This is a genomic window from Nocardioides nanhaiensis (genome assembly GCF_039542785.1).
Lineage (GTDB): Bacteria > Actinomycetota > Actinomycetes > Propionibacteriales > Nocardioidaceae > Nocardioides > Nocardioides nanhaiensis.
The window spans coordinates 1,512,227-1,538,616 of record NZ_BAABIM010000001.1; the positions used below are offsets into that span (position 1 = coordinate 1,512,227).

Sequence of the window (26,390 nt, forward strand, 5' to 3'; positions counted from 1 at the left end):
GTAGTGCCGTCCCGAGGAACGAGGGGCGGCACGTATCGAGACCCCCGCACCCGACCGCAGGCCTCTGGGAGCGGCATCGCGGGTGACGGGTGGGTGGTGGTCCGGACCGACAGGCGACGACGGCGAGGGCGCCGCGGTGGGTGGCGGTCGCCGGCCGACGTCCGGTGGTCGAGGAGCCACCCACCGGTGGTCGAGTAGCCGGGTGGCGAGCGCGCGAGACACTCGGCGTACCGAGACCCCCGCACCCGACGGCCAACCTTAGACCCATGCTGACAGACAGAAAACTGTTACCAGTTTGTTCCTCGGAGACCGGTGGATAACCCCCGATTCCAGGCTCTGACTGTCGGTGGTGAGTGCTTGAGTAGACCCATGACCAGCACCGCTCCCGACCTCGCCGAGGTCCTCGCCCGCGAGGAGCGCGAGCGTGGTGAGCGCGAGCACGCGCTGCGGATGGTGCGCTCGGTGCAGACCCAGCTGATGAGCGCCGAGGTCGCCAAGGTCCGGGTGATCATCGAGTGGGCGAAGGTCAACCGCCTCGACGCCGACCACCTCGAAGGTGAGCCCGACCCCGACGCCGCCATGAGCGACGAACAGGTCGAAGAGCTCGAAGCCGCTCTGGCCGACCTGGGGTTCTGCGACCGCTGGTTGAGTGTCGCCGGTCCCGGCGCGCCAGTGGTCAGCGAGTTCGCCGTGATGGAGCTGGCTTCAACGCTGGGCATGGGCACCGATGCCGGGTTCACGTTGGTCGGCCGGGTGCTGGAGCTGAAGTACCGCCTCCCGCGCCTCTACCAGCGCGTGGAGCAGCTGCAGCTGCCGGTGTGGAAGGCGTTCGAGCTCGCCGACCTCACCCAGCCCCTCACCGCCGAAGCGGCCGAGCATGTCGACCGTCAGGTCGAGGCGGTGGCGGGGAAGGTCGGCAAGCGCGCGATGGAGCGGCTCATCGCGGAGACCCAGGCCAGGTTCGACCCGAACGCTGCGGCCGAGGCGGCGGCGAAGAAGCGGGAGCGCCGGTTCTTCGACATCGGCGAGGGCCGGCGCACGGACTCCACCGCCGGGACGCTGGAGGACCTGGCCGGCACCGTCGAGGTGTCGGGGTGCCTGGACGCCGCGGATGCCGCGGACCTTGAGGCCGCGATCAGGAACACCTCCCGCGCTCTGGCCGCTGCGGGGTGTGAGGACTCGTTGGACGTGCGCCGCGCCGCCGCGGTCGGGGAGCTGGCCCGCAACCAGCTCGCCCTCGACCTGGACACCGGCGAGATCGTGGAGCAGGCAGCGCACGGCGGCCGCGGCGTCGAGCTGGTGGTGCACCTCTCCGACGAGGCGTTCACCGCCGCCGGGTTCATGGTCGGGCGCCTGGAGAACACCCAGACCCCGGTCAGCGCGGAGGTGATCCGCGAGTGGTGCGGGTCGGCCGCCAGGATCACCGTGCGGCCCGTGATCGACCTCAACGGTGCGGTGCACGTGGAGCAGTACGAGGTCCCGAAGCGGATCAAGCAGCAGCGTTCCCGGTGGACCGACCCGCGGTGCGTGTACCCGCACTGCAACCGCCCAGCCGATCGCTGCGACTGCGACCACATCCAGCCCTTCGAGCGGGGTGGCGCGACCTGCAGCTGCAACCTCGCGCCATTGTGCCGTCGGCATCACCGCTTCAAGACCCACGGCGCGGTGACCTACCGCCGGATAGGCCCGGGTGCCTACGAGTGGGAGTTCCAGACCGGCATGACCATCGTCCGCGACCACCTGGGCACCCAGCCGCCGGTCTGGCCCAAGCCACCTCCACCGGGCGACTGGGAAGCCGAACCACCAGACGAACCCATCCTCGACTGACGACGGGCGCAGCGGACCCGCCGTGCACGATGAGGATCGCGTCGCCCGCGGGTCTGCACCTGCATGGGCACCGAACTCCATCACCAGCTCGACCAGCTCGTCGGCACCTGGCGCACGCGCGGCCGCATCGTCGACGGCTCGACTGACAGCGACACCTGGACGGGCCACGACGTCTACGAGTGATTCCCCGGCGGACGGCACCTCGTGCACCGCATCGACGTCGAGATGGGCGGGCAGCGCAACGAGGGGCTCGAGATCTTCACACCACGAGGCGAGGGCTCGTCGACCTTCGACCAGACGAGCTACAACTCCGACGGCACCGTCGAGCACGCGACGGGCAGCTTCGACGCCCAGGGGCGCTACCACAACGACCTGCCCGACTCCCGGGCCACGCTCACCTTCGTCGGTGACGACCTGATGCGGGCGTCGTGGGAGCGACGAGACGCCCGGGGCGACTGGGTGCCGTGGATGGAGGTGGAGCTCACCCGCGAGGCCGAGCCCCACATCGAGATCAGGTCGAAGGACGACCACAGCCGCTGACCGAGGTCGGCGAGGCGTGACTCAGCTCTGGTGCACGAAGGCGACGTCGTCGTCTGCGGGCCAGCGGTCCGAGACGTCGCGGCCCAGCCAGTACAGACAGCCCAGGTCGCTCCACGACGTGTCGACCGAGGCGTCGGCGTCGACCTGCAGCAGCGGTCGCCAGCGCAGTGCCTCCGCGTCGTGCGCCTCGTCGTAGGTGGCTGCCAGGCGGGACTCGGCGGCCTCGTACTCCACCGAGCTCTGCAGGGGCTGGGCCCACCCTCCGAGGCGGTGGTAGGGCTCCTCGTCGGGGTGCTCCTCCTCGAGGAGCTCGTCGAGCGCCTCGTCGAGGTCGTCGGGAAGCTCCTCGATCCCGAGCGCAGTCAGAGCCGGGTGCTCCCGGTCCGGCCACGTGGTGGCCTGGACGCCGGTCAGCTCCCGCAGCGGCTGCGCGGCCGGGGCTCCGGGCGGCGCCAGGAGCAACCGGGAGGCGAGGCGGGTCACGGGGTCGCTCGGGTGGGCGACGACGTCGAGCCGCTCGAGCGCCTCGCCGTCGTCGAAGCAGAAGGCCAGCAACCGACCCTCGCGAGGCAGTGGCAGGCCGGTCCGCAGGCCGAGGGTCGCCAGCAGCTGCAGGTCGACCTCTGCCGCGCACGTGAGCGGGCCGACCCCCGGCCAGTCGGGCCAGGCCTGCTCGTCGGGGAGCTGGGGGGTGCCACCGAGGCGCGCGACCACCGGGTCGCCGGGACGGGCGGCCCGCAGCTGCACAGCAGGTCGGAGCAGCGCCGTCCAGCTGGTGGCGGTCGCCGGATCGAGGTGCTGGATCGCGAGTCGGGAGAGATGCTCGTGGTTGAGGCGGCTCATGCTGCGCCGGGTCAGGAGGTGTGAGCGGCGACGACGCCGGGCACCGAGCGAGCGATCGCGACGGCGAGCGAGCGAGCCTTGTCCGAGGCCGGGCCGTCCACCACGACGACGCCGTCCTCCACCGAGACCGTCCAGCCCTGGGCGCCGAGGTCGGCCTGCTGGGCCAGCTCGGCGAGCAGGGCGTGCAGCTGGCTGGTGATCTCCTCGTCGCTGGTGGCGAGCATGTGCACCACGTCGCGGCGACTCACGATGCCGACGCAGCGGCGGTCGTCGTCGACCACCGGCAGGCTCTTGACGCCGGTGCTGGTGACGGTGTCGACGACGACGGAGAGGTCGTCGTCCGGGCCCACGGTCACGACCTCGTGGGTCATCACGTCCGCCACCCGGCGCGGCAGCCCCTCACGCTGCGCGACCGGGAGGGTGCTGCGACGCTGGTCGGGCGCCACCAGGTGGCGGATCAGGTCGGCCTCGCTGACGATGCCCGTGATGCGCCCCTGGCCGTCGACGACCGGCAGCGAGGTCACGCGTGCGGTGTCGAGCAGCTGCAGCGCCTGCTTCACGCCGGTCTCGGCGCCCACCGTCGTGGGCGTCGCGGTCATCACCTGGTGGACGAGCATGACCCCAGTCTGCGTCGTGGCGTCAACCCGTCGTCCGCCGCGATTCGCCGGGATGAGGCGGAGGGTCGGGCGGTCGATAGGGTCGCTGCGTGCGTATCGCGAGATTCACCACGGGCGAGGAGCCCGCCTACGGAGTCGTCACGGGCGAGGTCGACGAGTTCGGCCAGCCCGACGAGGACAGCGTCGTCGTCACGCTGGCCGGTGACCCCATGTACGTCGGCGTCAGCCTGCTCGAGGAGCAGCACCGGCTGGCCGACGTGCGGCTGCTGGCGCCGGTGCTGCCGCGCAGCAAGGTGGTGGGCATCGGACGCAACTACGCCGACCACGCCAAGGAGCTCGGCAACGAGGTGCCCAGCGAGCCGATGTTCTTCCTCAAGCCCAACACCAGCGTGGTGGGGCCGAACGACCCGATCTACTACCCCGCGCAGAGCAGCGAGGTGCACTACGAGGGCGAGCTGGCCGTCGTCATCGGCCGGATCTGCCGCGACGTGCCCGCCGAGCAGGCCACCGACGTGATCTTCGGCTACACCGTCGCCAACGACGTGACCGCGCGCGACCTGCAGCGCGCCGACGTGCAGTTCACCCGGGCCAAGGGGTTCGACTCCTTCTGCCCGCTCGGGCCGTGGATCGAGACCGACCTCGACCCGCAGCACTTCACCGACGGCGTGCGCCTGCGCACCTTCCTCAACGGCGACGTCGTCCAGGACGGCAGCACCGCCGACATGGTCTTCCACGTCCCCGAGCTGATCGCCCACGTCTCCAGCGTGATGACGCTGCTGCCCGGCGACGTGATCCTGACCGGCACCCCCGCGGGTGTCGGCCCCATGCAGGTCGGCGACGAGGTGGAGGTCGCGATCGACGGCCTCGGCGCCCTGACGAACAAGGTGGCCCGACGATGACCGTGCGCGTGCGCTTCTGCCCCTCGCCCACCGGCTCCCCGCACGTGGGCTTCGCCCGCGCGGCGCTCTACAACTGGGTCTTCGCGCGCCACCACGGCGGCACGTTCGTGTTCCGCATCGAGGACACCGACAAGGCGCGCAGCACCGAGGAGTCCTACCAGGGCATGCTCGGCGCGATGCGCTGGCTGGGCCTGGACTGGGACGAGGGTCCCGAGGTGGGCGGCCCCTACGGCCCCTACCGCCAGTCCGAGCGCGAGGACCTCTACCGCGAGGTGCTGGCCAAGCTGGCCGGGTCCTCCTACACCTACGACTGCTTCTGCACCACCGAGGAGGTCGACGCGCGCCGCAAGGCGGCCGGCTCCAAGGTGCAGGGCTACGACGGCTTCTGCCGCGACCTCGACGCCGAGCAGCGTGCGGCGTTCGAGGCCGAGGGCCGCGCGCCCATCGTGCGCTTCCGGATGCCCGACGGCTCGGTGACCTGGCAGGACCTGGTGCGCGGAGAGGTCTCCTTCGAGACCGAGTTCGTGCCCGACTTCGCCCTGTGCCGCGCCAACGGCGACCCGCTGTACACGCTGGTCAACCCCGTCGACGACGCGCTGATGCGCATCACCCACGTGCTGCGCGGGGAGGACCTGCTCTCCAGCACGCCGCGCCAGATCCCGCTGCACCGCGCGCTGGTGGAGCTCGGCGTCTCCGAGGCCGTGCCGGAGTTCGGCCACCTGCCGCTGATCATGGGCGAGGGGAACAAGAAGCTCTCCAAGCGCGACCCGCAGGCGCACCTGTTCATGTACCGCGACCAGGGCTTCCTGCCCGAGGGGCTGCTCAACTACCTGGCGCTGCTGGGCTGGGCCATCGCCGCCGACCGCGACGTGTTCACGCTCGAGGAGATGGTCGAGGCCTTCGACATCGCCGACGTGAACCCCAACCCGGCGCGCTTCGACCTCAAGAAGGCCAGCGCCATCAACGGCGACCACCTGCGCATGCTCAGCGTCGAGGAGGTCACCCACCGGGTGCTGCCGTTCCTCAAGCAGGCCGGCGTCGTGGGCGACCCCGTGGGCGACGCCGATGCGCAGCTACTCGAGCAGGCGATGCCGCTGGTGGCCGAGCGGATCGGCAAGCTCACCGAGGCCGTCGACCTGCTGGCGTTCCTCTTCGTCGACGAGGCGGACTTCAGCGTGGACGAGGCCGACGCCGCCAAGCTGCTCGACGAGCAGGGCCGCGAGGTCGTCCGGGCCGCCCTGGACGCCGTCGAGGGGCTCCCGACGTGGTCGACCGCCGCGATCCAGGAGGCCCTGCAGGCGTCGCTGGTCGAGGAGCGGGGGCTCAAGCCTCGGGTGGCGTTCGGGCCGGTGCGCGTCGCCGTCACCGGGCGCCGCATCTCGCCGCCGCTCTTCGAGTCGATGGAGCTGCTCGGGCGCGATCGCACGCTTTCGCGCCTGCGCGCTGCGGTCGCCTGACACACTCGGGAGGGTGAGCGCCAACCCCCACGAGGCCTTCGCCCAGCCCGTCCCGCCGGACCCCTACGGCTACGGCCAGGGCGGCTACGGCTACGCCCCGCAGCCGCCCCCGTCGCCGACCCACCTGCCCTACCACCGACTGCTCCGCGGCGGTGCCTGGGGCGCCAACGGCTGGTGGCGCGTCGTCGTCGGCGTGATCGTGCTCGTGGTGCTGGTCTTCCTGGCGCAGGCGCTCCCCGTGACGGTCCTGGCCGTCTACTACGCCGCCCGCGGCATGAGCTACGAGGACACCCTGGCGCGGCTGAGCGGCGAGATCGTGACGCCGTCCTTCCTGCTCGTGGTCAACCTGGGCTGGGCGTTCTCGATCCTCGTGGTGTGGCTGGTCGCACGCACCCTGCACGGGCTGCGGCCCGGGTGGGTCTCCTCGGTGGTGCCGCGGATGCGGTGGCGCTACTTCGTCGCGTGCCTCGGGCTCTCGCTGGTGGCGCTGCTGGTCACGGTCGTGCTCGGAGCGTTCCTCCCCGCCCAGGCCGGCGACGACGTCACCGGGCAGCTCAACAGCTTCACCACGACCACCCGGGACTTCCTGCTGGTCGTCGTCCTCCTCACCCCGTTGCAGGCAGCGGGTGAGGAGTACGTGTTCCGCGGCTACCTGACCCAGGCGTTCGGCAGCCTGATCCCCTCGCCGCGGGTGAGTGCCGCGGTGGCGGTGCTGGCGCCGTCACTGCTCTTCGCCCTCGCGCACGGCGCGCAGGACGCACCCATCTTCTTCGACCGCTTCGCCTTCGGGGTCGTGGCCGGCACGTTGGTGATCCTCACCGGTGGGTTGGAGGCCGCGGTGGCGATGCACGTGCTCAACAACTGGCTGGCGTTCGGGCTGGCACTGGCCTTCGGCGACATGACCTCGGCGCTCAACCCCGAGGGCTCCTCCTGGTGGAACATCCCGATCACCGTCGTGCGTGCCGTCGTGTACCTCGCGCTGGCCGTGTGGGTCGCGCGACGGATGGGGCTGGCGACCACGACCGAGGACCGGCTGCACCCGGGGTCCCGATTGGTGCCCTCCCGGGCCCGCATGTAATCTTTCCGGCGGTTCACCCGAGGCCGCGAGAGCGGCCCGGAGGAGCTGAACACCAGTAGTTCAGTGGGATATGGTGTAATTGGCAGCACGACTGGTTCTGGTCCAGTTAGTCTAGGTTCGAGTCCTAGTATCCCAGCGAGATCGGACGCCGATGGCGGCCGATTTGGAGCCCGGCAGGCAGCATCGCTAAGGTTCCACCGCTTGCCCCGTTCGTCTAGTGGCCCAGGACGCTGGCCTCTCACGCCGGAAGCACGGGTTCGAATCCCGTACGGGGTACACCACCACGAAGGCCCGGTCCACCAGGACCGGGCCTTCGTCGTTGCCGGGAGTCAGTCGTCCAGGCGCGGCGGGGGAGCCAGACGGCTGGCCCCCTGCAACGGCAGCATGCAGCCCTGCGCCTTGCCGACCTCGTTGAGCCCGCCCAGGTCGCCGGCCTCGTACTGCGTGGTGCTCTTGTACGACATCATCTGACCGGTGCGCTTGAGCACGTGACCGAGGCCCGCGGCGTGCCCCAGCTCGTGCATGAGGATGGTGCCGCGCGAGTTGAGGCCGACCTGGGGCCCGCCGCCGTCCTTCGAGGGCCTGAACCCGTTCGGGACCTTCACGTTGCCGTTGATCAGCACGCGCGACTTGGTGGTCATCGCGGTGCGGCCCTCGTAGTCGCGCATCCACAGGCCCTGCTGCGGGCCGCCCCAGGCGACCACACGACCGGGGAACTTCTTCGGCGACTGCTTCGGGGTCAGCCACGCGATGACCAGGTTGGTGTCCTCCGGCCAGGTCTCGAGGTTGCCGGTGCGGTGGGAGGTCTGGCCCCGGTACTCGAAGGTGATGCCCGTGGCGACCCCCAGTCGTCGGATCGCCTCCTTGGCGTCGCGGAGGGCGCCGGGCCTGGCGGCCTTGAGGTTGACCCGCCAGGGGATCACCTGGCAGGCGTTGTAGCGGTAGCGGACGCCGGGCTCGATCCGGGTCCACCAGGAACGCTTGCCCTTGAGGGAGCGGGCCGGGACGACACCGTGGTAGGAGGCCGGCGAGATCGCCTGCGTCGCCCGTGGCGTGGCGGGCACCCGCACCCGGTAGGGCAGGGCCTCGTGCAACCAGCTGGTGGGCAGGGTCAGCGCGAAGCGGCCGGCGGAGTCGGTGGTCGCCCCGCCGACCACGAGCCACCCGTAGCCCCGCACGAGCTGCTCGAGGTAGACCCGGCGACCGGCCTTCCAGCCCTCGATCGCGCCGTTGACCCTCGGCGAGGAGCCGGCCTTGACCGTGGCGCCGGGCCAGGCGAGGGCGGTGAAGGTGGTGGTGGTGCCGGGCTCCGCGGCCGTGGAGGTCGAGGCGCTGAGCGTGGAGAGGGGCAGCAGCAGCGCCAGCGCGGCGCTCAGCGCCAGCAGGGGCAGCCGTCGTCGGGACGGGCCGCGGGGGGTGCGCTGAGCGGGCGAGGGACGAGACATCAAGGCTCCAGGGGTTCGGTGACCGCGGTCACCTACCCGCTCGACCCGGCGGCTAACCCTCGTGCCGAGCGCGGTCAGGCGCAGAGACCGGCCGCGCGCCGCGCCTCGGCCCGCTCCTCGGCCGCGCCCGAGCCGCCTCCCTGGCCGCCCTGGCCGCCCTGGCCGCCGTCGCCGTCCACCCGGTCGGAGGCCCGCACGGTCTCGGCGGAGAAGCGCCCCGGGAGCGGCGCGTCGCGGTTGATCCGATTCCACAGCACGTCGGCCTCCTCGGTCCACACGAGGCGGTTGGGATCGGGCTCGTACTCGGCCAGCGGGACGGTCACGAAGGCGATGTCCTGGGCACGCAGCGCCCGCAGCTCGCGCGCCAGCCCGGCCAGCGCGGAGACCGAGTCCAGCTCCTCGTCGACCCGCAGCGAGGCGGTGAACGCGTCGAGGAAGCGGTACACGCGGTCGGGGCGCGAGAGCGTGCCAGCCGAGAGCACCTTGGCGGCCAGCGAGGCCGCGAACGCCTGCTGGCGCTTCATCCGTCCGATGTCACCGGTGATCGCCAGCTCGGTGCGCTCGCGCACGTACCCCAGGGCCTGCTCGCCCTCGAGGGTCTGGGTCCCGGCCTCGAGCACGATCCCCTTGCTGTCGACGGGCTCGGGCACGCACACCTCGACGCCGTCGACGGCGTCGACCATGTCGGTGAAGCCGGCGAAGTCGAGCACCACGTAGTGGTCGACGAACACCCCGGTGAGACTCTCCACCTGGGCGACCGCGCACCCGGGGCCCCCGACGGCGAGGGCCTCGTTGAAGATCACCTCGTCGACGGCGGGCAGCACCTCTCCGGTCCCCTCGCCACGGCACTCGGGTCGCGAGACGATCGCGTCGCGCGGCAGGCTGACGCCGTAGGCCTCGGTGCGGTCGGCCGAGACGTGCAGCAGGATGCTGACGTCGGCGGCGCCGCCGCCGTCCGCGCGGTCGATGCCGTTGCCTGCCCCGGCGCGGGTGTCGCTGCCCATGACCAGGATGTTCATCGCCTCGGTCGGCGCCTGGGGTGCCACGTGCGGGATGGCCTCGCCCGGCGGGATGTTCTGGTCGAGGTTGCGGTAGCCCAGCAGCACGACGGTCGCCGTCGCGACGGCGACCAGCACCTGGGTGGCGGCGATGGCCACGACCAGCGGGCGCCCGGAGCGGGCACCGGACTGGTCGGGACGCGGTCGAGGCACCTCCGCATCCTCCCACGGGGGCGGGCGGCCGCGTGGGCCGCGATGTCCGATTCCCGCGAGTGCGGCACCCGCGGGTGGCGCATGATGGAGGCGTGACGACGACCGTGGACCCCCGTGCGGACCCGGAGGCCTGCTACCGGGCGGCGAGTGCGCGCGACCGCCGGTTCGACGGGGTGTTCTACGTGGCCGTGCGCACCACCGGCATCTACTGCCGTCCCTCCTGCCCGGCGCGCACGCCGGCGCGGCAGAACATGACCTTCCACGTCAGCCCGGCCTCGGCGCAGGCGGCGGGCTACCGGGCCTGCAAGCGCTGCCTGCCCGACGCCGTCCCCGGGAGCCCGGCGTGGGACGTGCGGGCCGACGTGGCCGGCCGGGCGATGCGGCTGATCGCCGACGGCGTGGTCGACCGCGAGGGCGTCACCGGTCTCGCGGAGCGGCTGGGCTACAGCCCGCGCCACCTGACGCGGCTGCTCGCCACCGAGCTCGGCGCCGGTCCGCTGGCGCTGGCGCGCGCCCGGCGCGCGCACACGGCGCGCGCCCTCGTGGAGACCACCGACCTGGGTCTCGCCGAGATCGCCTTCGCCGCCGGGTTCGCGAGCGTGCGCCAGTTCAACGCCACCGTGCGCGAGGTCTACGCCGCCACGCCCGGCGACCTGCGCGCCCTCGGCGCCCGACGCCGGGGGGCGCAGGAGCATGCCCCCGGCGAGGTGCGGCTGCGGCTGGCGGTGCGCACCCCCTTCGCCGGTCGCGCGCTGCTGGCCTTCCTGGCCTACCACCTGGTGCCGGGCGTGGAGGTGGCCGGCGAGGGCTGGTACGCGCGCACCCTCGACCTGCCGCACGGAGCCGGCACCCTGCGGCTCGAGCTCGCCGACCACCTGGAGCCGGGGCGCACGGCGCTGGTGCCGGCCACCTTCGTGCTGGAGGACCTGCGTGACACCAGCGCGGCACTGGAGCGCACGCGCCGCCTCCTGGACGCCGACTGCGACCCCGTGGCGGTGGACTCCCAGCTGGGTGAGGACGCCCTGGTGGGGCCGCTCGTGCGGGCGACCCCGGGTCTGCGGCTGCCCGGACAGGTCGACGGCGACGAGACCGCCGTGCGCACCGTGATCGGACAGCAGGTCTCGGTGACGGGGGCCCGCACGGTGACCGGTCGGATCGTGGCGGCGCACGGCCGCCCGGTCACCACCACCGTGCCCGGGCTGACCCACCTGTTCCCGAGTGCTGCCGTGTTGGCGGCCGCGGACCCCGAGACCCTGCCCATGCCACGGGCGCGTGGACGGGCGCTGGTGGGTCTGTGCGCCGCGCTCGCCGCCGGCGAGGTGGCCCTGGACCGCGGCACCGACCGCGTCCAGGTGCGTGAGCAGATGCTCGCGCTGACCGGCATCGGGCCCTGGACCGCCGACTACGTGGCGATGCGGGCGCTGGCCCACCCGGACGTGTTCCTGCCCACCGACATCGGTGTGCGCAACGCACTGGTGGGGTTGGGGCTGCCGCGCGAGCAGGTGCCGGCAGTCGTCGCCGAGCACGGGCGCTGGCGGCCCTGGCGCTCCTACGCGCTGATGCACCTGTGGAACACCCTGATGCCCGAACCGGCGCCTCCCTCGGTGGCGCCCACACCCGAGAGCACTGCTCCGAACGAGAGGACCTGACATGTGGACCGTGGTGGACTCGCCCGTGGGTGAGTTGCGGCTGGTGGAGCACGAGGGCGACCTCACCGCCATCGAGTTCTCACCCTTCGCGGAGCCGGACGCCCCCGGGTCCGGCCCGGCCCGGGGTCCGCGCGACGACGAGCACCCCGTGCTGGTGCGGGCGCGCGAGCAGCTGGCCGCCTACTTCGCCGGCGACCTGACCGAGTTCGACCTACCGCTCGCGCCGCGCGGCACTCCCTGGCAGCAGTCGGTGTGGGAGCAGCTGCGCGCCATCGGCTACGGCGAGACGAGCAGCTACGGGCAGGTGGCGGCCCGGCTGGGCCGCACCAACGCCGCCTCGCGCGCCGTCGGCCTGGCCAACGGGCGCAACCCGATCCCCATCGTGATCCCGTGCCACCGGGTGGTGGGCGCCGACGGCACCCTCACCGGCTACGCGGGCGGGCTCGAGCGCAAGCAGGTGCTGCTGCGGCTGGAGCAGCGCGGGCTGTTCTGAGGAGCGAGGAGGTCAGGACTGCGGGGTGGGCGCCGGGTTGCTCGCCCGGCGACTGACCGCGCCGATGGCGACCGCGGGCAGGGCGGGCACGGCCACGAGGCACGCGGTGAACACGATCGTGCCCGGGTCGTCGAGGTACTCCAGGAAGCCCATGCTGGCATCGCTGTAGACCAGCGCCAGCCCGGCCTGCCAGCCGATCGCGACGACGACGGAGGTGAGCAGCCACGCGACGGCACTCGGCCACGCGGAGCGGGTGAGACCGTCCAGCAGCGCCCACAGCCCGCTGGCGACGACGAGCAGCAGGAACGCCAGCAGCCCCATGCCGATGTCGGCGTCCGGGGTGGCGGGCACGAGCAGGTCGTAGACCAGGTAGAAGCCGAGGATGCCGGCACCCAGGGCGGTGGAGCGCACGAGGGTGCGCCGGGCGGCGGTGAGGATCAGGGACGCGGTGGAGGACATGTGCCCACCTTGGACCCGCACCGACCGGTTGCGCGTGGGTCCACGTACTCAGCCGGTGACCGGCACCTACTCGGCGGCGGCCCGGCGCAGCGACTCGGAGAGCCGCTCGGCGGCAGCCAGCACGGCGGGCGCGTGCATGCGGCCGGGCTGGCGGCTGAGCCGCTCGAGCGGGCCGGAGACCGAGACGGCGGCGATGATCTTGCCGCCGGGGGAGCGGACCGGCGCCGACACCGAGGCGACGCCCTGCTCGCGCTCGCCGACCGACTGGGCCCAGCCGCGACGACGGATCCCGGAGAGCGCGGCGGCCGAGAAGGCGGCGTTCTGCAGGCCCCGGTGCATGCGCTCGGGGTCCTCCCAGGCCAGCAGCACCTGGGCGGCCGAGCCGGCGCGCATGGTGAGCTGCGAGCCCACCGGGATGGTGTCGCGCAGACCCGAGGGGCGCTCGGCGGCGGCCACGCACACGCGGTGCTCGCCCTGACGCCGCCACAGCTGCGCCGACTCGCCGGTGATGTCGCGCAGCCGCGCCAGCACCGGGCCGGCGGTGGCGAGGAGTCGGTCCTCGCCTGCGGCGGCGGAGAGCTCGGAGAGGCGAGGGCCCAGCACGAAGCGGCCCTGCATGTCGCGGGCCACCAGGCGGTGGTGCTCCAGCGCGACCGCCAGGCGGTGGGCGGTCGGGCGGGCCAGGCCGGTGCCGGCCACGAGCCCGGCCAGCGTGGCCGGTCCGGACTCGAGCGCGGTGAGCACGAGGGCCGCCTTGTCGAGCACGCCGACGCCACTGGAGTTGTCCATATGGCAATACTGCCGTCTCATTCCCTGGGATGCAAGAGTACGCTCGACGAGAACGCGGAGGGCCTCGCACGACGAGGTCGGCCGGACGAGCACAGCAGCTGGAGGAGTCGCGCAGATGGGCAGGACGCTGTCGGAGAAGGTGTGGGACGAGCACGTCGTCCGATCCAAGCCGGGGGAGCCGGACCTGCTCTACATCGACCTCCACCTCATCCACGAGGTCACCAGCCCGCAGGCCTTCGAAGGTCTGCGCCTGGCCGGTCGCACGGTGCGCCGCCCCGACCTGACGCTGGCCACCGAGGACCACAACGTGCCCACGCTCGACTGGGACAAGCCGATCGCCGACCCGGTCTCGCGCACGCAGGTCGAGACGCTGCGCCGCAACGCCGAGGAGTTCGGTGTGCGCCTGCACCCGCTGGGCGACGTCGAGCAGGGCATCGTGCACGTCGTCGGTCCGCAGCTGGGTCTCACCCAGCCGGGCATGACGATCGTGTGCGGCGACAGCCACACCAGCACGCACGGTGCGTTCGGCGCGATCGCCTTCGGCATCGGCACCTCCGAGGTCGAGCACGTGCTCGCGACGCAGACGCTGATGCAGGCCAAGCCCAAGACGATGGCCGTGACCGTCAACGGGAGCCTGCCTCCCGGCGTCACCGCCAAGGACCTCGTGCTCACGCTGATCACCCACACCGGCACCGGTGGGGGGCAGGGCTACATCGTCGAGTACCGCGGCCAGGCCATCGAGGAGCTCTCGATGGAGGGTCGGATGACGGTGTGCAACATGAGCATCGAGTGGGGTGCCAAGGCGGGTCTGATCGCTCCCGACCAGACCACCTTCGACTACATCGAGGGCCGCCCCGAGGCCCCGCAGGGTGCCGACTGGGACGCCGCCGTCGCGCACTGGCGCTCGCTGGTCACCGACGATGACGCCGAGTTCGACCAGGAGATCGTGCTCGACGCCTCGACGATGACGCCGTTCGTCACCTGGGGCACCAACCCCGGCCAGGGCGTCCCGCTCGGCGGTGCCGTGCCCGCGCCCGAGAGCTTCGAGGACGAGCAGGACCGGATCGCGTGCGAGAAGGCTCTGGAGTACATGGCGCTCGAGGCGGGCACCCCCATGCGCGAGGTGAAGGTCGACACCGTGTTCGTGGGCTCGTGCACCAACGGCCGGATCGAGGACCTGCGTCTGGCCGCCGAGATCATCCAGGGCCGCACCGTCGCCGCCGACACCCGCCTGCTCGTGGTGCCCGGCTCCGTGCGCGTGCGCATGCAGGCCGAGCAGGAGGGCCTCGACGTGATCTTCAAGGAGGCCGGGGCGGAGTGGCGCGGGGCAGGTTGCTCGATGTGCCTGGGCATGAACCCCGACACCCTGCAGCCCGGTGAGCGCAGCGCCTCCACCTCCAACCGCAACTTCGAGGGGCGTCAGGGCAAGGGTGGCCGCACGCACCTGGTCTCGGTGCCGGTCGCCGCGGCCACCGCCGTGCGCGGCACGCTCTCCTCGCCCGCCGACCTCTCGCCGGCCGCCGCGCCGTCGGCCGTCTGAACGGAGACGTCACCATGGACAAGTTCACCAGCCACACCGGCATCGGCGTCCCGCTGCGCCGCAGCAACGTCGACACCGACCAGATCATCCCGGCGGTGTACCTCAAGCGCGTGACCCGCACCGGCTTCGAGGACGGTCTCTTCGCCGCCTGGCGCGGGGACGACTCGTTCGTGCTCAACCGGGAGCCCTACAGCTCCGGCTCCGTGCTGGTGGCCGGCCCCGACTTCGGCACCGGCTCCTCGCGCGAGCACGCCGTGTGGGCCCTGCAGAACTACGGGTTCCGCGCCGTCATCTCCCCGCGCTTCGCCGACATCTTCCGGGGCAACTCCGGCAAGGCCGGACTGCTCGCGGCGCAGGTCGACGAGAAGGTCGTGCAGCGGCTGTGGGACCTGCTGGAGTCCCAGCCCGGCGCCACCGTGACCGTCGACCTGGAGTCGCGCACGGTGCGCGCCGGTGACGGTCCCGACGCGATCGAGGACTCCTTCGACATCGACGACTACACGCGGTGGCGGCTCCTCGAGGGCCTCGACGACATCGGCATCACGCTCGGTCACGACGAGGACATCGCGACGCACGAGGCGCAGCGGCCCACGTGGAAGCCGGTCACCATCAGGTAGTGCACTACCCAACCTCGCGGTGGGTACCGACCAGTTGACGCCGCAGACCGCGGCGCTGCTCCCCGGCACCGACGAGAGGACTGTTTCGTGCCCACCATCGACAGCAACGGCATCACCCTCAGCTACACCGACACCGGCGGCGAGGGACGCCCGGTCGTGCTCATCCACGGCTGGCCGCTCAGCGGTGCCTCGTGGTCCGAGCAGGTGCCGGCGCTCACCGACGCCGGCTACCGCGTCGTGACCTACGACCGCCGTGGCTTCGGCGACTCCGACAAGCCGAGCAGCGGTTACGACTACGACACGCTCTCCGCCGACCTGGCGGGGGTCCTGGAGGGCCTGGACCTGCGGGACGCCACGATCGTGGGATTCTCGATGGGCGGTGGCGAGGTGGCCCGCTACCTCGGCGCGCACGGCGACGAGCGGATCCGCTCCGCGGTGCTGGCCGCTGCGGTGCCGCCCTACCTGCTCAAGACCGACGACAACCCCGACGGCGGTCTCGGTGACGAGGACGTCGAGGGCATGAAGCAGGGCGTCGCGTCGGACCGCGACGGGTTCCTTGACGAGTTCACCACCGGCTTCTTCAGCGCCGGCGACGACCTGAAGGTCAGCGAGGAGCAGCGTCAGGAGGCGCTGGCCCTCACGCGGCCCGCAGTCATGGAGGGGCTCACGGGCTGCATCGACGCGTTCGCGCGCACCGACTTCCGCGAGGACCTGGCCAAGATCTCCGTGCCCACGCTGGTGATCCACGGCGACTCCGACGGCACCGTGCCGGTCGAGGTCTCCGGAAACCGCTCAGCTGAGGCGATCTCGGGCGCGAAGCTGGTCGTCGTCGAGGACGCCCCGCACGGCTTCAACGTGAGTCACGCGCAGGAGTTCAACCAGCACCTGCTGGCTTTCCTCGACTCCTGAGGCGGTCGGCAGCCGTGGATCCGCTCAACCACGGGCCGGAAAAAGTTGACAACTTACCGGCGTGGTGATTGTGGGCGCGCACCAGAGTGCCTAGCGTGACGGCTTGTATCAGTCGAGCACCGGCTCGGCACTCGGTTCATTGGAAGGGAAGCTAGTGAACAAGACTCAGCTCATCGACGCCCTGTCCGGGCGATTCGAGGGGAACCGCAAGGCCGCAGCCCACGCGCTCGACTCGGTCCTGGACACCATCACTCGTGAGGTGGCCAAGGGTGAGAAGGTCGCGATCACCGGGTTCGGCTCCTTCGAGAAGCGGGTTCGCGAGGCGCGCTGGGTGCGCAACCCCCAGACCGGCGCGCGGATCAAGGCCAAGAAGACCTCGGTGCCCAAGTTCACCGCGGGTGCCGACCTGAAGAACGTCGTCTCCGGCGCGAAGAAGCTGCCGCGGCTGACGGCGGCTGCAGCGGCCCCCGCCGCCAAGAAGGCAGCGGCTCCCGCCAAGAAGGCGGCAGCCGCGGCCAAGAAGGTGGCTCCCACCAAGAGCACGTCGACGAAGAAGGCTGCTCCGGCCACGAAGGCCACCACGGCCAAGAAGGCTGCCCCCGCCAAGAAGACCGCGGCGAAGAAGACCACGACGGCGGCCAAGAAGGCGCCGGCGAAGAAGACCACGACGGCCGCGAAGAAGGCGCCCGCCAAGAAGACCAGCACCGCCAAGAAGGCGCCGGCCAAGAAGACCACCACGGCGGCCAAGAAGGCGCCGGCGAAGAAGACGACGACGGCGGCCAAGAAGGCGCCCGCCAAGAAGACCAGCACCGCCAAGAAGGCGCCGGCCAAGAAGGCCACCGCCAAGAAGTCCTGACCCACCTGCACGTCAACGACGGGCCGTTCTCCGCGAGGAGGGCGGCCCGTCGTCGTGCGCGGCGGTCGTCCGGTCAGCCGGAGAGACCACCCATGCCGGCGATCGCCAGCTGGGTGGCGGGCCCGAGGCCGAGCGTGCGGGCGAGGTCCAGCCCGGCCAGGTCGTCGACGTCGTGACGCAGGGAGGCGAGCTCGCCCGACACCTCCAGCGCGCCTCCGGCTCGGTGCGCCTGCGCGGATCCCGGGCCGAAGCGCGGCTCGAACCGCGCGTAGGGGGCCAGGTACACCGTGGTGCCCGAGCCCTCCGCGTCGGCGACGAACGCCGGCCCCGTGGCGTCCACCTGCGACAGCGCTGCGTCGAGGTCGTGGGGGAGCAGCGCGGGCAGGTCGGCACACACCGCGACCGGCACGAGGTGGCTCCAGCGGCGGTGCGCCTCGGCCGCTGCCTGTCGCAGGGCGGCGTTGAGGTCGTTGGTGTCGCCGTCGGGCACCACGTGGCAGCCGAGGGCGTGGAGGTCACGGGCGAACGCCGCGTCGTCTGTGGCCACGAGCACCTGCCCCACCTCCTCGGCGCGCAGGCACGCGGCCACCGTGTCGAGGGCGAAGGCGCTCGCCAGGGCGCGACGGCGCTCCGGGTCACCGACCTCCAGGCGTGACTTGCCCACCGTGGGTGGCTTGACGGGCACCACCGTCACGAAGCGCGAGCGCATGCCCCCATCATCGCGCGAGGTGAGCACCGAGGCTCACGTGGTCCGGGGTCCGGCCGGGGTAGCGTTCGTCCTCGTGAGGTTCCGTCCCGTCCGTCCGATGCAGCGTCGGCGCAGCTGGCCGTTCGTGGTCGGTGCCGCCATCCTCAAGCCGCTGTACCTCGCCTTCACCCGGCCCGACTGGCGCGAGGGCACCAAGATCCCCGCCACCGGGGGCTGCGTGCTGGTGCTCAACCACATCTCGCACGTGGACCCGCTCACCGCCGCGCACCTCGTGCACGACCACGGTCGGGAGCCGCGCTACCTCGCCAAGGCGGGGCTCTTCCGCGGGCGGGTGCTGGGCTACTTCCTGCGCAGTGCGGGGCAGATCCCGGTGCAGCGCAGCAGCCGGCACGCCGTCGGCGCCTACGCGGCCGCCGTCGAGGCGGTGCAGGCCGGCGAGTGCGTCGTGGTCTACCCCGAGGGCACGATCACCCGCGACCCCGACCTGTGGCCGATGACCGGCAAGTCCGGCGCTGCGCGCATCGCTCTCGCCACGGGCTGCCCGGTGATCCCCGTCGGGCAGTGGGGTGCCCACACGCTGCTCGCCCCCTACGCCACGAAGCCGCGCCTGTTCCCCCGCTCCACCATCACCATGCTGGTGGGAGACCCCGTGCCTCTCGAGGACCTGCGCGCCCGTGAGATCTCCCCGCAGGTGATCCACGAGGCCACCGAGCGGATCATGGACGCCATCACCGAGCTCGTCGCCGAGGTGCGTGGCGAGACCCCGCCCGAGGAGCGCTTCGACTGGGTCCGGCACCGGGCACAGCAGGGCGACGACCGACCCGACGACCAGCACGACGACCTGCGGAGGAACGCGTCATGAGCCACGGCAAGATCGCGGTGTTCGGTGCGGGATCGTGGGGCACCGCGTTCTCGATCGTCCTCGCCGACGGCGGCAACGAGGTGACGATGTGGGCGCGCCGCGAGGAGGTGGCCGCCGCCATCAACGACGGTCGGGAGAACCCCGACTACCTGCCGGGCGTCGAGCTGCCGCCGCGCGTGAGCGCCACGCACGACGTCGAGAAGGCGTTGCACGGTGCGGACATCGTGGTGCTGGCCACGCCCTCCCAGACGTTGCGCGGCAACCTGGAGGAGTGGGCGCCCTTCGCGGAGCGCGACGCCGTGTTCGTCTCGCTGATGAAGGGCGTCGAGCTGGGCACCCTCAACCGGATGAGCGAGGTCATCCACCAGGTGACCGGCGCCGAGCCCGACCGGATCGCGGTGATCAGCGGACCCAACCTGGCCAAGGAGATCGCGCGTCGCGAGCCCGCCGCCTCGGTGGTGGCGTGCGAGGACGAGTCGGTGGCGCGGATGCTGCAGGACCGTTGCCACAGCCCGGCCTTCCGGCCCTACACGAGTGTCGACGTGCTGGGCTGCGAGCTGGGCGGCGCCTACAAGAACGTCGTCGGTCTCGCGGTCGGCATGGCCGTCGGCCTGGGCTTCGGCGACAACACCACCGCCTCGGTGATCACCCGTGGGCTCGCCGAGACCGCGCGGCTGGGCATGAAGCTCGGAGCCAACCCGCTGACCCTGATGGGTCTCGCCGGGCTCGGCGACCTGGTGGCCACCTGCTCCTCGCCGCTCTCGCGCAACCGCACCTTCGGCGAGAAGCTGGGCCAGGGCCTGAGCACCGAGGAGATCTACGCCTCCACCCGCCAGGTGGCGGAGGGCGCCAAGTCCTGCTCCTCGCTGCGCGCCCTCGGCGAGCAGGCCGGCGTCGACGTCCCGATCGCCGAGAGTGTCGACGAGGTCGTCGCCGGTCGCCTCACCGCCACCGAGTGCATGGACGGGTTCCTCCGTCGCGACACCAAGGCCGAGACGGACTGAACGAGCGAGCAGCCGTCCCCGACGAAGGAGGGGACGGCGTGGGCGAGCGAAGGTTGAGCGAGCCCGCGGCTGAGCCTGCGAAGCCGCGTCAGGCGAGTCGAAACCCGCCAACTCACGGACCGCGCAGTGGTGCCGCTCAACCAGCGGTGTCGGGCCGCTCGGTGACCAGCCGGTCCAGCGACTGCTCGAGGTCGGCCCAGAGGTCCTCGACGTCCTCGATGCCCACCGAGAGACGGACCAGTCCCTGGGGGATGGTGGCGGCCTCGGTGCGCCAGCGGCGACGGCGCTCGAGCGTGGACTCGACGCCGCCGAGGGAGGTGGCGTGCACCCACAGGCGGGTCTGGCGGCTCAGCAGGTCGCCGGCCAGCTCGCCGCCGGCGAGCACCGGGGCCACGATGGCGCCGAAGCCGGGGTAGCGCACCTCGGCGACGGCGGGGTGCCCCTCGAGGCGGCGGGCCAGCTCGGCGGCGTTGACGCAGGCGCGCTCCATGCGCAGCGGGAGGGTGCGCAGGCCGCGCAGGGCCAGCCAGGCCTCGAGCGTGCCGGGGGTGGCGCCCACGAGGTCGCGGCGGCCCTTGAGGACGCCGTGCAGCTCGTCGTCGCGGGTCACGAGTGCGCCCAGCAGCAGGTCGCTGTGGCCGCCGAGGTACTTGGTGGCCGAGTGCACGACGATGTCGGCGCCGAGCTCGAGCGGGCGCTGCAGCACCGGTGTCGCAAAGGTGTTGTCGACGACGGCGTGCGCGCCGGCGTCGTGGGCCGCGGCGATGAGCGCGGGCAGGTCGGCCACCTCGAGCGCGGGGTTGGTGGGCGACTCCAGCCACACCAGGGCGGCGTCGGCGCACGCGGCCGCGAAGGCGGGGGTGTCGGTGACGTCGACCAGGCGTGCCCGGATCCGGCCGCGGGCCTCCAGGTCGCCCAGGGCCACGATGCTGCCCTGGTAGGCGTGCCGCGGCGCGACGACGAGACCCTCGTGGCCGACCAGGTCGAGCACGGTGGAGACCGCCGCCATGCCGGTGGCGAACGAGAGCGCCCGGCCGCCCTCGAGAGCACCCAGTGCCTCCTCGAACGCCGTCCAGGTGGGGTTGCCGTAGCGCCCGTACTCGCGGTCGCCGCCGGCGACGTAGGTGGAGGCCATCGTCAGCGGCTCGTTGAACGGCTGGTCGGGCTCGGGGGAGGGGCGCCCCGCGGTCACGGCGAGGGTGGCCGGACGCAGGAGGGGCGGGTCGGCGGGCGAGTCAGCGGGCATGCACCGAGCCTAGATAGGTAGGGTCAGCCGCGATGAACGCCCCCGACGACAGCCCCGACGGAGCAAGCGCGACGTCCCGCCGGCCCCGTGTCGCCGTGGTGTTCGGCGGCCGCTCCAGCGAGCATGCCATCTCGTGCGTGACCGCCGGCAGCGTGCTGGCCGCGCTCGACCCCGCCCGCTACGACGTGGTGCCGATCGGCATCACCCGCGACGGCCGCTGGGTGCTGGAGTCCGCGGAGCCGGAGCGGCTGCGCATCACCGCTCCCGACCGCCTCCCCGCCGTCGACGAGCAGGCGCAGCCGGTGGCGCTGGCGCACACGGGCTCGGCCACCGACCTGGTGGTGCAGGAGGCCGGGCAGCCCCCCCGCGCGCTGGGCGAGGTCGACGTCGTGCTGCCGCTGCTGCACGGTCCGTGGGGCGAGGACGGCACCATCCAGGGCATGCTCGAGATGGCGGGCGTGCGCTACGTGGGAGCCGGCGTGCTCGCCTCCGCGGTGAGCATGGACAAGGCCTTCATGAAGGTGGTGCTGGCCGCGGCCGGGCTGCCGCTGATGCCCGGCGTCACCGTGACCGCCCGCGGCTGGGCCGACGACGAGGCCGGCCAGCGGCAGCGGGTGGCTGCGCTCGGGTACCCCGTGTTCGTCAAGCCCGCCCGGGGCGGCTCCAGCATCGGGATCTCCAAGGTGCGCTCCGAGGACGACCTCGCGCCGGCCGTCGAGGAGGCGCTGCGCCACGACCCCAAGGTGCTGGTGGAGGTCTCGGCCGAGGGGGCCCGCGAGGTGGAGTGCGGGGTGCTCGAGGTGCTCGGCACCCCCGGGGGCGGCCTGGAGGCCAGCCTGCCGGCCGAGATCCGGATCACCGGCGAGCACGACTTCTACGACTTCGAGGCCAAGTACCTGCCCGAGGAGGCCACCGAGCTCGACGTGCCCGCCGACCTGCCCGACGAGGTGGTGGCACGCGTGCAGGAGCTCTCGCGCCGGGCGTTCGAGGCCGTGGGCTGCGAGGGCCTGGCGCGCGTGGACTTCTTCCTGCTGCCCGACGGCGCCCTGGTCGTCAACGAGCTCAACACCATGCCGGGCTTCACGCCGCTCTCGATGTTCCCGCGGATGTGGGCGGCCTCGGGGCTGGACTACCCGGCGCTGGTGGAGCGCCTGGTCGAGCTGGCGCTGGCCCGCGACACCGGCCTGCGCTGACCGCTCGGCAGGACTACAGGCAGGGACCGATCTGGGTCAGGTGGGCACGGATCGGCTCGGCCAGCTCGGCGAGCGCTGCCGCCACCCCGTTGGGCCGGTACTCGCCGGGCACCTCCAGCCGCACGATGGGGCTGTGGCTCAGCGCGTACACCTCGACGTCGCCCTCGGGCTCGTCGACCTGCGACTCGGGCACGAACCAGCCCACCTGGTTGACCTGGTCGCACGCCGAGAACCGGTCGAACTCCGGCGGGGCGGCGTCGGTGCAGGTGACGACGATCGCCGGGTCGCCGTAGGCGGCGGCCAGCACACCCGTGGGCTCGACCTCGGCGGGCTCCTCCTCGGCCAGCGTCGGCGGCAGGTCGTCGAGGAAGGCGCGGCAGGCCGGCTCCAGGTCGGCCGGCAGCGGGGGTGGGTCGACGCGCACCGGGTCCGCGCTGCAGCCGGCCAGCAGCGACGCGGCCAGCGAGCACAGCACGACGCCCCGGGAGGACCCGGGGCGTCGCGACGTCGCGGTACCGGCCAGCGCTCGGTCCGGGGTGCTCAGATGTGGACGACCGGGCAGGTCAGCGTGCGGGTGATGCCGTCGAGGTTCTGCACCTTCGAGACCACCAGCTTGCCGAGCTCGTCGACGTTGCGGGCCTCGGCGCGCACGATCACGTCGTAGGGACCGGTGACGTCCTCGGCGAGGGTGACCCCGGTGATCTGGGCGATGGCCTTGGCCACCTCGGCGGCCTTGCCGACGTCGGTCTGGATCAGGATGTAGGCCTGGACGACCATGAGAGCTTCTCCCTCGCCTCGTTCACGCATCGTTGCGGTGTGCAGGACGTGCAGGGCGAACCTACCCTGATCCACCCGCCGCCGGGTAGGCAGGCCGCGCCGCCCCGGCGGTGCCACGCGGCCGGGTTCTGGTGGGATGGGGGCATGCCCCCGTCGACGCCCGCCGCCTCCGAACCGACCCTGGCCGACCTGGGGGAGTTCGGCGTCATCGACCGCCTGGTGGCGCTGTTCCCGCAGGACGAGCAGGTGCTGGTCGGGCCGGGCGACGACGCCGCGGTGCTGCGGGTCAAGGTCGGTCACGTGGTGGTGAGCACCGACCTGATGGTCGAGGGTCGCCACTTCCGGCGCGACTGGGCCGGTGCCGCCGACGTCGGGCACCGCGCCGCCGCGCAGAACCTCTCCGACATCAACGCCATGGGCGGGCGGGCCACCGCGCTGACCCTGGGTCTGGCGGCCCCGCCCCACCTGCCGGTCTCGTGGGCCGTGGAGATGGCCGCGGGCTTCGCCGAGGAGTGCGCGCAGGTGGGTGCGGTGGTGGTGGGCGGCGACCTCACCCGCGCCGACCAGGTGGTCATCGCGGTCACGGTGCTGGGCGCCTGCACCCAGGCGCCGCTGCTGCGCTCGGGCGCCGAGCCGGGCGACGTCGTCGCGCTCGCGGGTCGTCAGGGTTGGGCCGCCGGCGGCCTGGCGGTGCTCGGGCGCGGGTTCCGCTCGCCGCGCGCGCTGGTGGAGGCCTACCGGCGCCCGCAGCCGCCGTACGCGGCGGGTCGCGAGGGGGCCGAGGCGGGTGCTACCGCGATGATCGACGTCTCCGACGGCCTGCTCTCGGAGGCCGGCCACCTCGCCCACGCCTCCGGGGTGCACCTGGACCTGCGCGCCGAGGCCTTCGACCTGCCGGAGCCGCTGCAGGCCGTGGCCGCGGCCACGGGCGTCGACGCGCTGCAGCTGGTGCTCGGTGGTGGCGACGACCACGCGCTGCTCGCGACCTTCCCGAGCACCGCCGCGCTGCCGATGGGCTGGATCGTGGTGGGCGAGGTGCACGAGGCGGGCTGGTCGGGCGCCGAGGGCCCCGCCGTCACCGTCGACGGGGCCGTGCACGAGGGCGCCACCGGGTGGACGCACTTCTGAGGCGGGCGTGGGTGCCGAGCTGGTGTCCTGTGGTGGGTGGGACCGGCCGTGCTACCGGCGCGGGCACACCCACCACAGGACCTCCACCAGACGACCCCGGACGCACAGGGACCGCCGACCCCGAGGGGTCGGCGGTCCCGGTCCGGCGTCGAGCGCCGGGAGGTCAGGGGTGCTGCAGGGTCAGCGGGTGACCTTGCCGGCCTTGAGGCAGCCGGTGCACACGTTGAGACGCTTCGGGGTGCCGTTCACCGTGGCGCGGACCCGCTGGATGTTGGGGTCGAAGCGGCGCTTGGTGATCTTGCGGGACCACGGGCGGTTGTTGCCGAAGCTCGGCTTCTTGGCGCAGATGTCGCACACGGCAGCCACGGGATGACTCCTGGGATCGAGGGTGGTTCGAGGTGGACCGAGGTGGTTCGGTCGACCAGACGGTCGGGGCCCGCGAGCGGGCAACCGAGCAAGAGTATCGGACCGTGCGCCGTGCCCCGAAATCGTGCCGTGGGCGGGGGCAGGATGAGCAGGCCCTAGTCTACGGCGGCATGGAACCGGCACCGCCCCGCGGAGGGCCCATCTCCGTGGCGGTGGTGCTGCGCTTCGTCGACATCGCCGCCGAGGCGCTGGCGGGTGCGCGCGAGGAGATCGACGCCCTCAACGTCTACCCGGTGCCCGACGGCGACACCGGCACCAACATGCTGCTGACCGTCTCGGCCGCGCGCGACGCCGTCCGCGAGGCCGTCGCCGGGCTCGACGGCACCGGGCGCGAGACCTCACCGGGCCGCGAGCAGGCCCTGACGATGTTGGCCCGGGGGGCGTTGCTGGGAGCTCGGGGCAACTCCGGGGTGATCCTCAGCGAGATGCTCGGGGCCGTGGTGCGCCGCATCGCGCACGCGACGCCGACCGAGCGCAACGCCGAGATCATGGCCGACGCCCTGCACCGCGCCACCGAGGCCAGCTACGCCGCGGTGGGCGAGCCGGTCGAGGGCACCATGCTCACCGTCGCCCGCGCTGCCTCCGAGGCCGCGCGCGCCCGGTCCTCCGAGCCCGGGGCGCGGGCCCGCGACGTCTTCACCGCCGCCGCTGCGGCGGCGCGCGAGGCGCTGGCCCGCACGCCCGAGCAGCTGCCGGTGCTGGCGGCAGCGGGGGTCGTGGACGCCGGCGGACGGGGGTTGTGCGTGATCCTCGACGCCGCCGAGACCGCGCTGACCGGGCGTCGTCCGGTGCCGGTGCCTGCGGTGCTGGGCAGCCACCACATCCCCGTGCCGCACCCCGTGCCACCCGCCGGGGCGGGTGCGCCGACGGCGGGTGACCTGACCGCCGACGGTCCGGCCTACGAGGTGATGTACCTGCTCGACGCCGAGGAGCAGGCGGTGACCGCGCTGCGCGCGAGGCTGTCCGGTCTGGGCGACTCGCTGGTCGTCGTCGGCGGCGAGGGGCTGTGGAACGTGCACGTGCACGTCGACGACGTCGGTGCGGCCATCGAGGCCGGCATCGAGGCCGGTCGACCGCACCGGGTGCGCGTCACGCACTTCGCCGAGCAGGTCGCCGGGGCGCGCGCGGCGGCGGCGCCGACCGGACGCGCGATCGTGGCGGTGGCCGCGGGGCCGGGGCTGGCCTCGCTCTTCGAGGAGGCGGGCGCCACGGTGGTGCGCGGGGGGCCGGGGCAGCGCCCCTCGGCGGGCCAGGTGCTCGAGGCGGTCCGGGCCTGCGGCGCCAGCGAGGTGGTGGTGCTGCCCAACGACCACGACTCGGTGCGGGTGGCCGAGATCGCCGCGCGCACGGCCGAGACCGACCACGGCTTGCGCGTCGTGGTCATCCCGACGGTCGCCCAGGTGCAGGGCCTGGCCGCCCTGGCGGTGCACGAGCCGGGTCGCCCCTTCGACAAGGACGTGCTCGAGATGACGGCGACCGCGCGGCACGCCCGCCACGGCGCCGTCACCGTGGCCGCCCGTGCCGCGATGACCATGGCCGGCCCCTGCGAGCCCGGCGACGTGCTGGGCGTGATCGAGGGCGACTTCGTGGTGGTGGGGGAGGACCTGCACGCCGTCGCCACCGACGTGATCGCCCGCCTGCTCGCCGGTGGCGGCGAGCTGGTGACCCTGGTGGAAGGTGAGGGCGGGGCCGGACTGGCGCAGCGGGTGGCCGACTGGCTCGACGCCGAGCACCCCACTGTCGACGCCGTGGTGTACGACGGGGGCCAGGAGCGCTACCCGCTCCTGCTGTCCGTCGAGTAGCAGTCCAGAGCAGC

Annotated in this window: 27 protein-coding genes and 2 tRNA genes; 18 read left to right on the forward strand and 11 right to left on the reverse strand. The window is 72.8% G+C overall.

The genetic code is table 11. From position 1 onward, the window contains the following. Positions 1–369 precede the first annotated feature (369 nt). Both ABD948_RS07245 and ABD948_RS07250 read left to right on the forward strand, forming a co-directional pair. The gene (locus tag ABD948_RS07245; protein ID WP_345264117.1) at positions 370–1,827 is read left to right on the forward strand and encodes an HNH endonuclease signature motif containing protein; all 1,458 of its coding nucleotides are present in this window, start codon (positions 370–372) and stop codon (positions 1,825–1,827) included. Positions 1,828–2,031: 204 nt separating this feature from the next. After that, complete coding sequence (locus tag ABD948_RS07250; RefSeq protein WP_345264119.1) at positions 2,032–2,367, forward strand: hypothetical protein; 336 nt, start codon at positions 2,032–2,034, stop codon at positions 2,365–2,367. A gap of 21 nt (positions 2,368–2,388) precedes the next feature. Here the strand turns inward: ABD948_RS07250 and ABD948_RS07255 are convergent, their stop codons facing one another. Continuing rightward, on the reverse strand, positions 2,389–3,210 hold the full coding sequence (locus tag ABD948_RS07255; RefSeq protein WP_345264121.1) for a DUF1963 domain-containing protein: 822 nt from the start codon (positions 3,208–3,210) through the stop codon (positions 2,389–2,391). Positions 3,211–3,221: 11 nt separating this feature from the next. After that, a complete protein-coding gene (locus tag ABD948_RS07260) occupies positions 3,222–3,827 on the reverse strand; it encodes a CBS domain-containing protein (protein WP_345264123.1) in 606 nt (201 codons plus the stop codon). An 89-nt stretch (positions 3,828–3,916) separates the two neighbouring features. On the opposite strand from ABD948_RS07260, the gene ABD948_RS07265 reads away from it, so the two are divergent. The 5 genes from ABD948_RS07265 to ABD948_RS07285 all read left to right on the forward strand — a co-directional run bounded on the left by ABD948_RS07265 (position 3,917) and on the right by ABD948_RS07285 (position 7,537). Then, positions 3,917–4,726 carry a fumarylacetoacetate hydrolase family protein gene (locus ABD948_RS07265; RefSeq protein ID WP_345264125.1) on the forward strand — a complete coding sequence of 270 codons (810 nt, stop codon included), beginning with the start codon at positions 3,917–3,919 and terminating at the stop codon, positions 4,724–4,726. Continuing rightward, a complete protein-coding gene (gene gltX / locus ABD948_RS07270) occupies positions 4,723–6,183 on the forward strand; it encodes a glutamate--tRNA ligase (protein ID WP_345264127.1) in 1,461 nt (486 codons plus the stop codon). Before ABD948_RS07265 ends, gltX begins: the two co-directional genes overlap by 4 nt. Before the next feature lie 13 nt (positions 6,184–6,196). Beyond that, the gene (locus ABD948_RS07275) at positions 6,197–7,261 is read left to right on the forward strand and encodes a CPBP family intramembrane glutamic endopeptidase (protein WP_345264129.1); all 1,065 of its coding nucleotides are present in this window, start codon (positions 6,197–6,199) and stop codon (positions 7,259–7,261) included. Between the two features lie 64 nt (positions 7,262–7,325). Further along, a tRNA-Gln gene (locus ABD948_RS07280) sits at positions 7,326–7,397 on the forward strand. A 67-nt stretch (positions 7,398–7,464) separates the two neighbouring features. Next, positions 7,465–7,537, forward strand: a tRNA-Glu gene (locus ABD948_RS07285). 53 nt (positions 7,538–7,590) lie between these two features. Here ABD948_RS07285 and ABD948_RS07290 read toward each other — a convergent pair. Together ABD948_RS07290 and ABD948_RS07295 are read right to left on the reverse strand one after the other, a co-directional pair. Continuing rightward, positions 7,591–8,706: a hypothetical protein gene (locus ABD948_RS07290; RefSeq protein WP_345264131.1), complete on the reverse strand. Its 1,116-nt coding sequence runs from the start codon at positions 8,704–8,706 to the stop codon at positions 7,591–7,593. A 74-nt stretch (positions 8,707–8,780) separates the two neighbouring features. Further along, on the reverse strand, positions 8,781–9,917 hold the full coding sequence (locus ABD948_RS07295; RefSeq protein WP_345264133.1) for an LCP family protein: 1,137 nt from the start codon (positions 9,915–9,917) through the stop codon (positions 8,781–8,783). A gap of 92 nt (positions 9,918–10,009) precedes the next feature. On the opposite strand from ABD948_RS07295, the gene ABD948_RS07300 reads away from it, so the two are divergent. Continuing rightward, a complete protein-coding gene (locus tag ABD948_RS07300) occupies positions 10,010–11,566 on the forward strand; it encodes an AlkA N-terminal domain-containing protein (RefSeq protein ID WP_345264135.1) in 1,557 nt (518 codons plus the stop codon). A gap of 1 nt (position 11,567) precedes the next feature. After that, complete coding sequence (locus ABD948_RS07305; protein ID WP_345264137.1) at positions 11,568–12,059, forward strand: methylated-DNA--[protein]-cysteine S-methyltransferase; 492 nt, start codon at positions 11,568–11,570, stop codon at positions 12,057–12,059. 12 nt (positions 12,060–12,071) lie between these two features. Here the strand turns inward: ABD948_RS07305 and ABD948_RS07310 are convergent, their stop codons facing one another. Together ABD948_RS07310 and ABD948_RS07315 are read right to left on the reverse strand one after the other, a co-directional pair. Continuing rightward, on the reverse strand, positions 12,072–12,518 hold the full coding sequence (locus tag ABD948_RS07310; RefSeq protein WP_345264139.1) for a hypothetical protein: 447 nt from the start codon (positions 12,516–12,518) through the stop codon (positions 12,072–12,074). Between the two features lie 66 nt (positions 12,519–12,584). After that, entirely contained in the window at positions 12,585–13,307 is a 723-nt protein-coding gene (locus ABD948_RS07315; RefSeq protein ID WP_028636173.1) for an IclR family transcriptional regulator, read from the reverse strand. A 115-nt stretch (positions 13,308–13,422) separates the two neighbouring features. On the opposite strand from ABD948_RS07315, the gene leuC reads away from it, so the two are divergent. From leuC to ABD948_RS07335, 4 genes are all read left to right on the forward strand, one after another. Then, the gene (gene leuC / locus ABD948_RS07320) at positions 13,423–14,847 is read left to right on the forward strand and encodes a 3-isopropylmalate dehydratase large subunit (RefSeq protein ID WP_345264143.1); all 1,425 of its coding nucleotides are present in this window, start codon (positions 13,423–13,425) and stop codon (positions 14,845–14,847) included. 14 nt (positions 14,848–14,861) lie between these two features. Further along, on the forward strand, positions 14,862–15,464 hold the full coding sequence (gene leuD / locus ABD948_RS07325) for a 3-isopropylmalate dehydratase small subunit (RefSeq protein WP_345264145.1): 603 nt from the start codon (positions 14,862–14,864) through the stop codon (positions 15,462–15,464). Positions 15,465–15,551: 87 nt separating this feature from the next. Further along, positions 15,552–16,373 carry an alpha/beta fold hydrolase gene (locus tag ABD948_RS07330; protein WP_345264147.1) on the forward strand — a complete coding sequence of 274 codons (822 nt, stop codon included), beginning with the start codon at positions 15,552–15,554 and terminating at the stop codon, positions 16,371–16,373. Between the two features lie 154 nt (positions 16,374–16,527). Beyond that, on the forward strand, positions 16,528–17,229 hold the full coding sequence (locus tag ABD948_RS07335) for an HU family DNA-binding protein (protein ID WP_345264149.1): 702 nt from the start codon (positions 16,528–16,530) through the stop codon (positions 17,227–17,229). A 73-nt stretch (positions 17,230–17,302) separates the two neighbouring features. Here ABD948_RS07335 and cofC read toward each other — a convergent pair whose 3' ends face one another. Beyond that, on the reverse strand, positions 17,303–17,938 hold the full coding sequence (gene cofC / locus ABD948_RS07340) for a 2-phospho-L-lactate guanylyltransferase (protein ID WP_345264151.1): 636 nt from the start codon (positions 17,936–17,938) through the stop codon (positions 17,303–17,305). A 73-nt stretch (positions 17,939–18,011) separates the two neighbouring features. Between cofC and ABD948_RS07345 the strand changes: the two genes are divergently transcribed. Together ABD948_RS07345 and ABD948_RS07350 are read left to right on the forward strand one after the other, a co-directional pair. Then, entirely contained in the window at positions 18,012–18,800 is a 789-nt protein-coding gene (locus tag ABD948_RS07345; protein WP_345264153.1) for a lysophospholipid acyltransferase family protein, read from the forward strand. Continuing rightward, complete coding sequence (locus tag ABD948_RS07350; protein ID WP_345264155.1) at positions 18,797–19,804, forward strand: NAD(P)H-dependent glycerol-3-phosphate dehydrogenase; 1,008 nt, start codon at positions 18,797–18,799, stop codon at positions 19,802–19,804. Before ABD948_RS07345 ends, ABD948_RS07350 begins: the two co-directional genes overlap by 4 nt. Positions 19,805–19,940: 136 nt before the next feature. Here the strand turns inward: ABD948_RS07350 and ABD948_RS07355 are convergent, their stop codons facing one another. Then, positions 19,941–21,050: a trans-sulfuration enzyme family protein gene (locus ABD948_RS07355; RefSeq protein WP_345264157.1), complete on the reverse strand. Its 1,110-nt coding sequence runs from the start codon at positions 21,048–21,050 to the stop codon at positions 19,941–19,943. Positions 21,051–21,082: 32 nt separating this feature from the next. Between ABD948_RS07355 and ABD948_RS07360 the strand changes: the two genes are divergently transcribed. After that, positions 21,083–22,243, forward strand: a complete 1,161-nt coding sequence (locus ABD948_RS07360; protein ID WP_345264159.1) for a D-alanine--D-alanine ligase family protein — start codon at positions 21,083–21,085, stop codon at positions 22,241–22,243. A gap of 13 nt (positions 22,244–22,256) precedes the next feature. On the opposite strand, the gene ABD948_RS07365 is transcribed toward ABD948_RS07360, so the two are convergent. Both ABD948_RS07365 and ABD948_RS07370 read right to left on the reverse strand, forming a co-directional pair. Beyond that, a complete protein-coding gene (locus tag ABD948_RS07365; protein WP_345264161.1) occupies positions 22,257–22,718 on the reverse strand; it encodes a DUF3515 family protein in 462 nt (153 codons plus the stop codon). Between the two features lie 65 nt (positions 22,719–22,783). Beyond that, the gene (locus ABD948_RS07370; protein ID WP_345264163.1) at positions 22,784–23,020 is read right to left on the reverse strand and encodes an Lrp/AsnC family transcriptional regulator; all 237 of its coding nucleotides are present in this window, start codon (positions 23,018–23,020) and stop codon (positions 22,784–22,786) included. A 144-nt stretch (positions 23,021–23,164) separates the two neighbouring features. On the opposite strand from ABD948_RS07370, the gene ABD948_RS07375 reads away from it, so the two are divergent. After that, positions 23,165–24,148: a thiamine-phosphate kinase gene (locus ABD948_RS07375; RefSeq protein ID WP_345264165.1), complete on the forward strand. Its 984-nt coding sequence runs from the start codon at positions 23,165–23,167 to the stop codon at positions 24,146–24,148. A 180-nt stretch (positions 24,149–24,328) separates the two neighbouring features. On the opposite strand, the gene rpmB is transcribed toward ABD948_RS07375, so the two are convergent. Next, a complete protein-coding gene (gene rpmB, locus ABD948_RS07380; RefSeq protein ID WP_345264167.1) occupies positions 24,329–24,514 on the reverse strand; it encodes a 50S ribosomal protein L28 in 186 nt (61 codons plus the stop codon). Between the two features lie 170 nt (positions 24,515–24,684). Here rpmB and ABD948_RS07385 point away from each other — a divergent pair, with 170 nt between their 5' ends. Then, positions 24,685–26,376: a DAK2 domain-containing protein gene (locus tag ABD948_RS07385; protein ID WP_345264169.1), complete on the forward strand. Its 1,692-nt coding sequence runs from the start codon at positions 24,685–24,687 to the stop codon at positions 26,374–26,376. Positions 26,377–26,390 lie beyond the last annotated feature (14 nt).

What these genes read in the sequence shown, in the direction of transcription:
- ABD948_RS07245 (WP_345264117.1), top strand. Translation starts at nt 370, where the DNA reads ATGACCAGCACCGCTCCCGACCTCGCCGAGGTCCTCGCCCGCGAGGAG.
- ABD948_RS07255 (WP_345264121.1), bottom strand. Translation starts at nt 3,210, where the DNA reads ATGAGCCGCCTCAACCACGAGCATCTCTCCCGACTCGCGATCCAGCAC.
- ABD948_RS07260 (WP_345264123.1), bottom strand. Translation starts at nt 3,827, where the DNA reads ATGCTCGTCCACCAGGTGATGACCGCGACGCCCACGACGGTGGGCGCC.
- gltX (WP_345264127.1), top strand. Translation starts at nt 4,723, where the DNA reads ATGACCGTGCGCGTGCGCTTCTGCCCCTCGCCCACCGGCTCCCCGCAC.
- ABD948_RS07290 (WP_345264131.1), bottom strand. Translation starts at nt 8,706, where the DNA reads ATGTCTCGTCCCTCGCCCGCTCAGCGCACCCCCCGCGGCCCGTCCCGA.
- ABD948_RS07305 (WP_345264137.1), top strand. Translation starts at nt 11,568, where the DNA reads ATGTGGACCGTGGTGGACTCGCCCGTGGGTGAGTTGCGGCTGGTGGAG.
- ABD948_RS07310 (WP_345264139.1), bottom strand. Translation starts at nt 12,518, where the DNA reads ATGTCCTCCACCGCGTCCCTGATCCTCACCGCCGCCCGGCGCACCCTC.
- ABD948_RS07315 (WP_028636173.1), bottom strand. Translation starts at nt 13,307, where the DNA reads ATGGACAACTCCAGTGGCGTCGGCGTGCTCGACAAGGCGGCCCTCGTG.
- leuC (WP_345264143.1), top strand. Translation starts at nt 13,423, where the DNA reads ATGGGCAGGACGCTGTCGGAGAAGGTGTGGGACGAGCACGTCGTCCGA.
- leuD (WP_345264145.1), top strand. Translation starts at nt 14,862, where the DNA reads ATGGACAAGTTCACCAGCCACACCGGCATCGGCGTCCCGCTGCGCCGC.
- cofC (WP_345264151.1), bottom strand. Translation starts at nt 17,938, where the DNA reads ATGCGCTCGCGCTTCGTGACGGTGGTGCCCGTCAAGCCACCCACGGTG.
- ABD948_RS07350 (WP_345264155.1), top strand. Translation starts at nt 18,797, where the DNA reads ATGAGCCACGGCAAGATCGCGGTGTTCGGTGCGGGATCGTGGGGCACC.
- ABD948_RS07355 (WP_345264157.1), bottom strand. Translation starts at nt 21,050, where the DNA reads ATGCCCGCTGACTCGCCCGCCGACCCGCCCCTCCTGCGTCCGGCCACC.
- ABD948_RS07360 (WP_345264159.1), top strand. Translation starts at nt 21,083, where the DNA reads ATGAACGCCCCCGACGACAGCCCCGACGGAGCAAGCGCGACGTCCCGC.
- ABD948_RS07370 (WP_345264163.1), bottom strand. Translation starts at nt 23,020, where the DNA reads ATGGTCGTCCAGGCCTACATCCTGATCCAGACCGACGTCGGCAAGGCC.
- ABD948_RS07375 (WP_345264165.1), top strand. Translation starts at nt 23,165, where the DNA reads ATGCCCCCGTCGACGCCCGCCGCCTCCGAACCGACCCTGGCCGACCTG.
- ABD948_RS07385 (WP_345264169.1), top strand. Translation starts at nt 24,685, where the DNA reads ATGGAACCGGCACCGCCCCGCGGAGGGCCCATCTCCGTGGCGGTGGTG.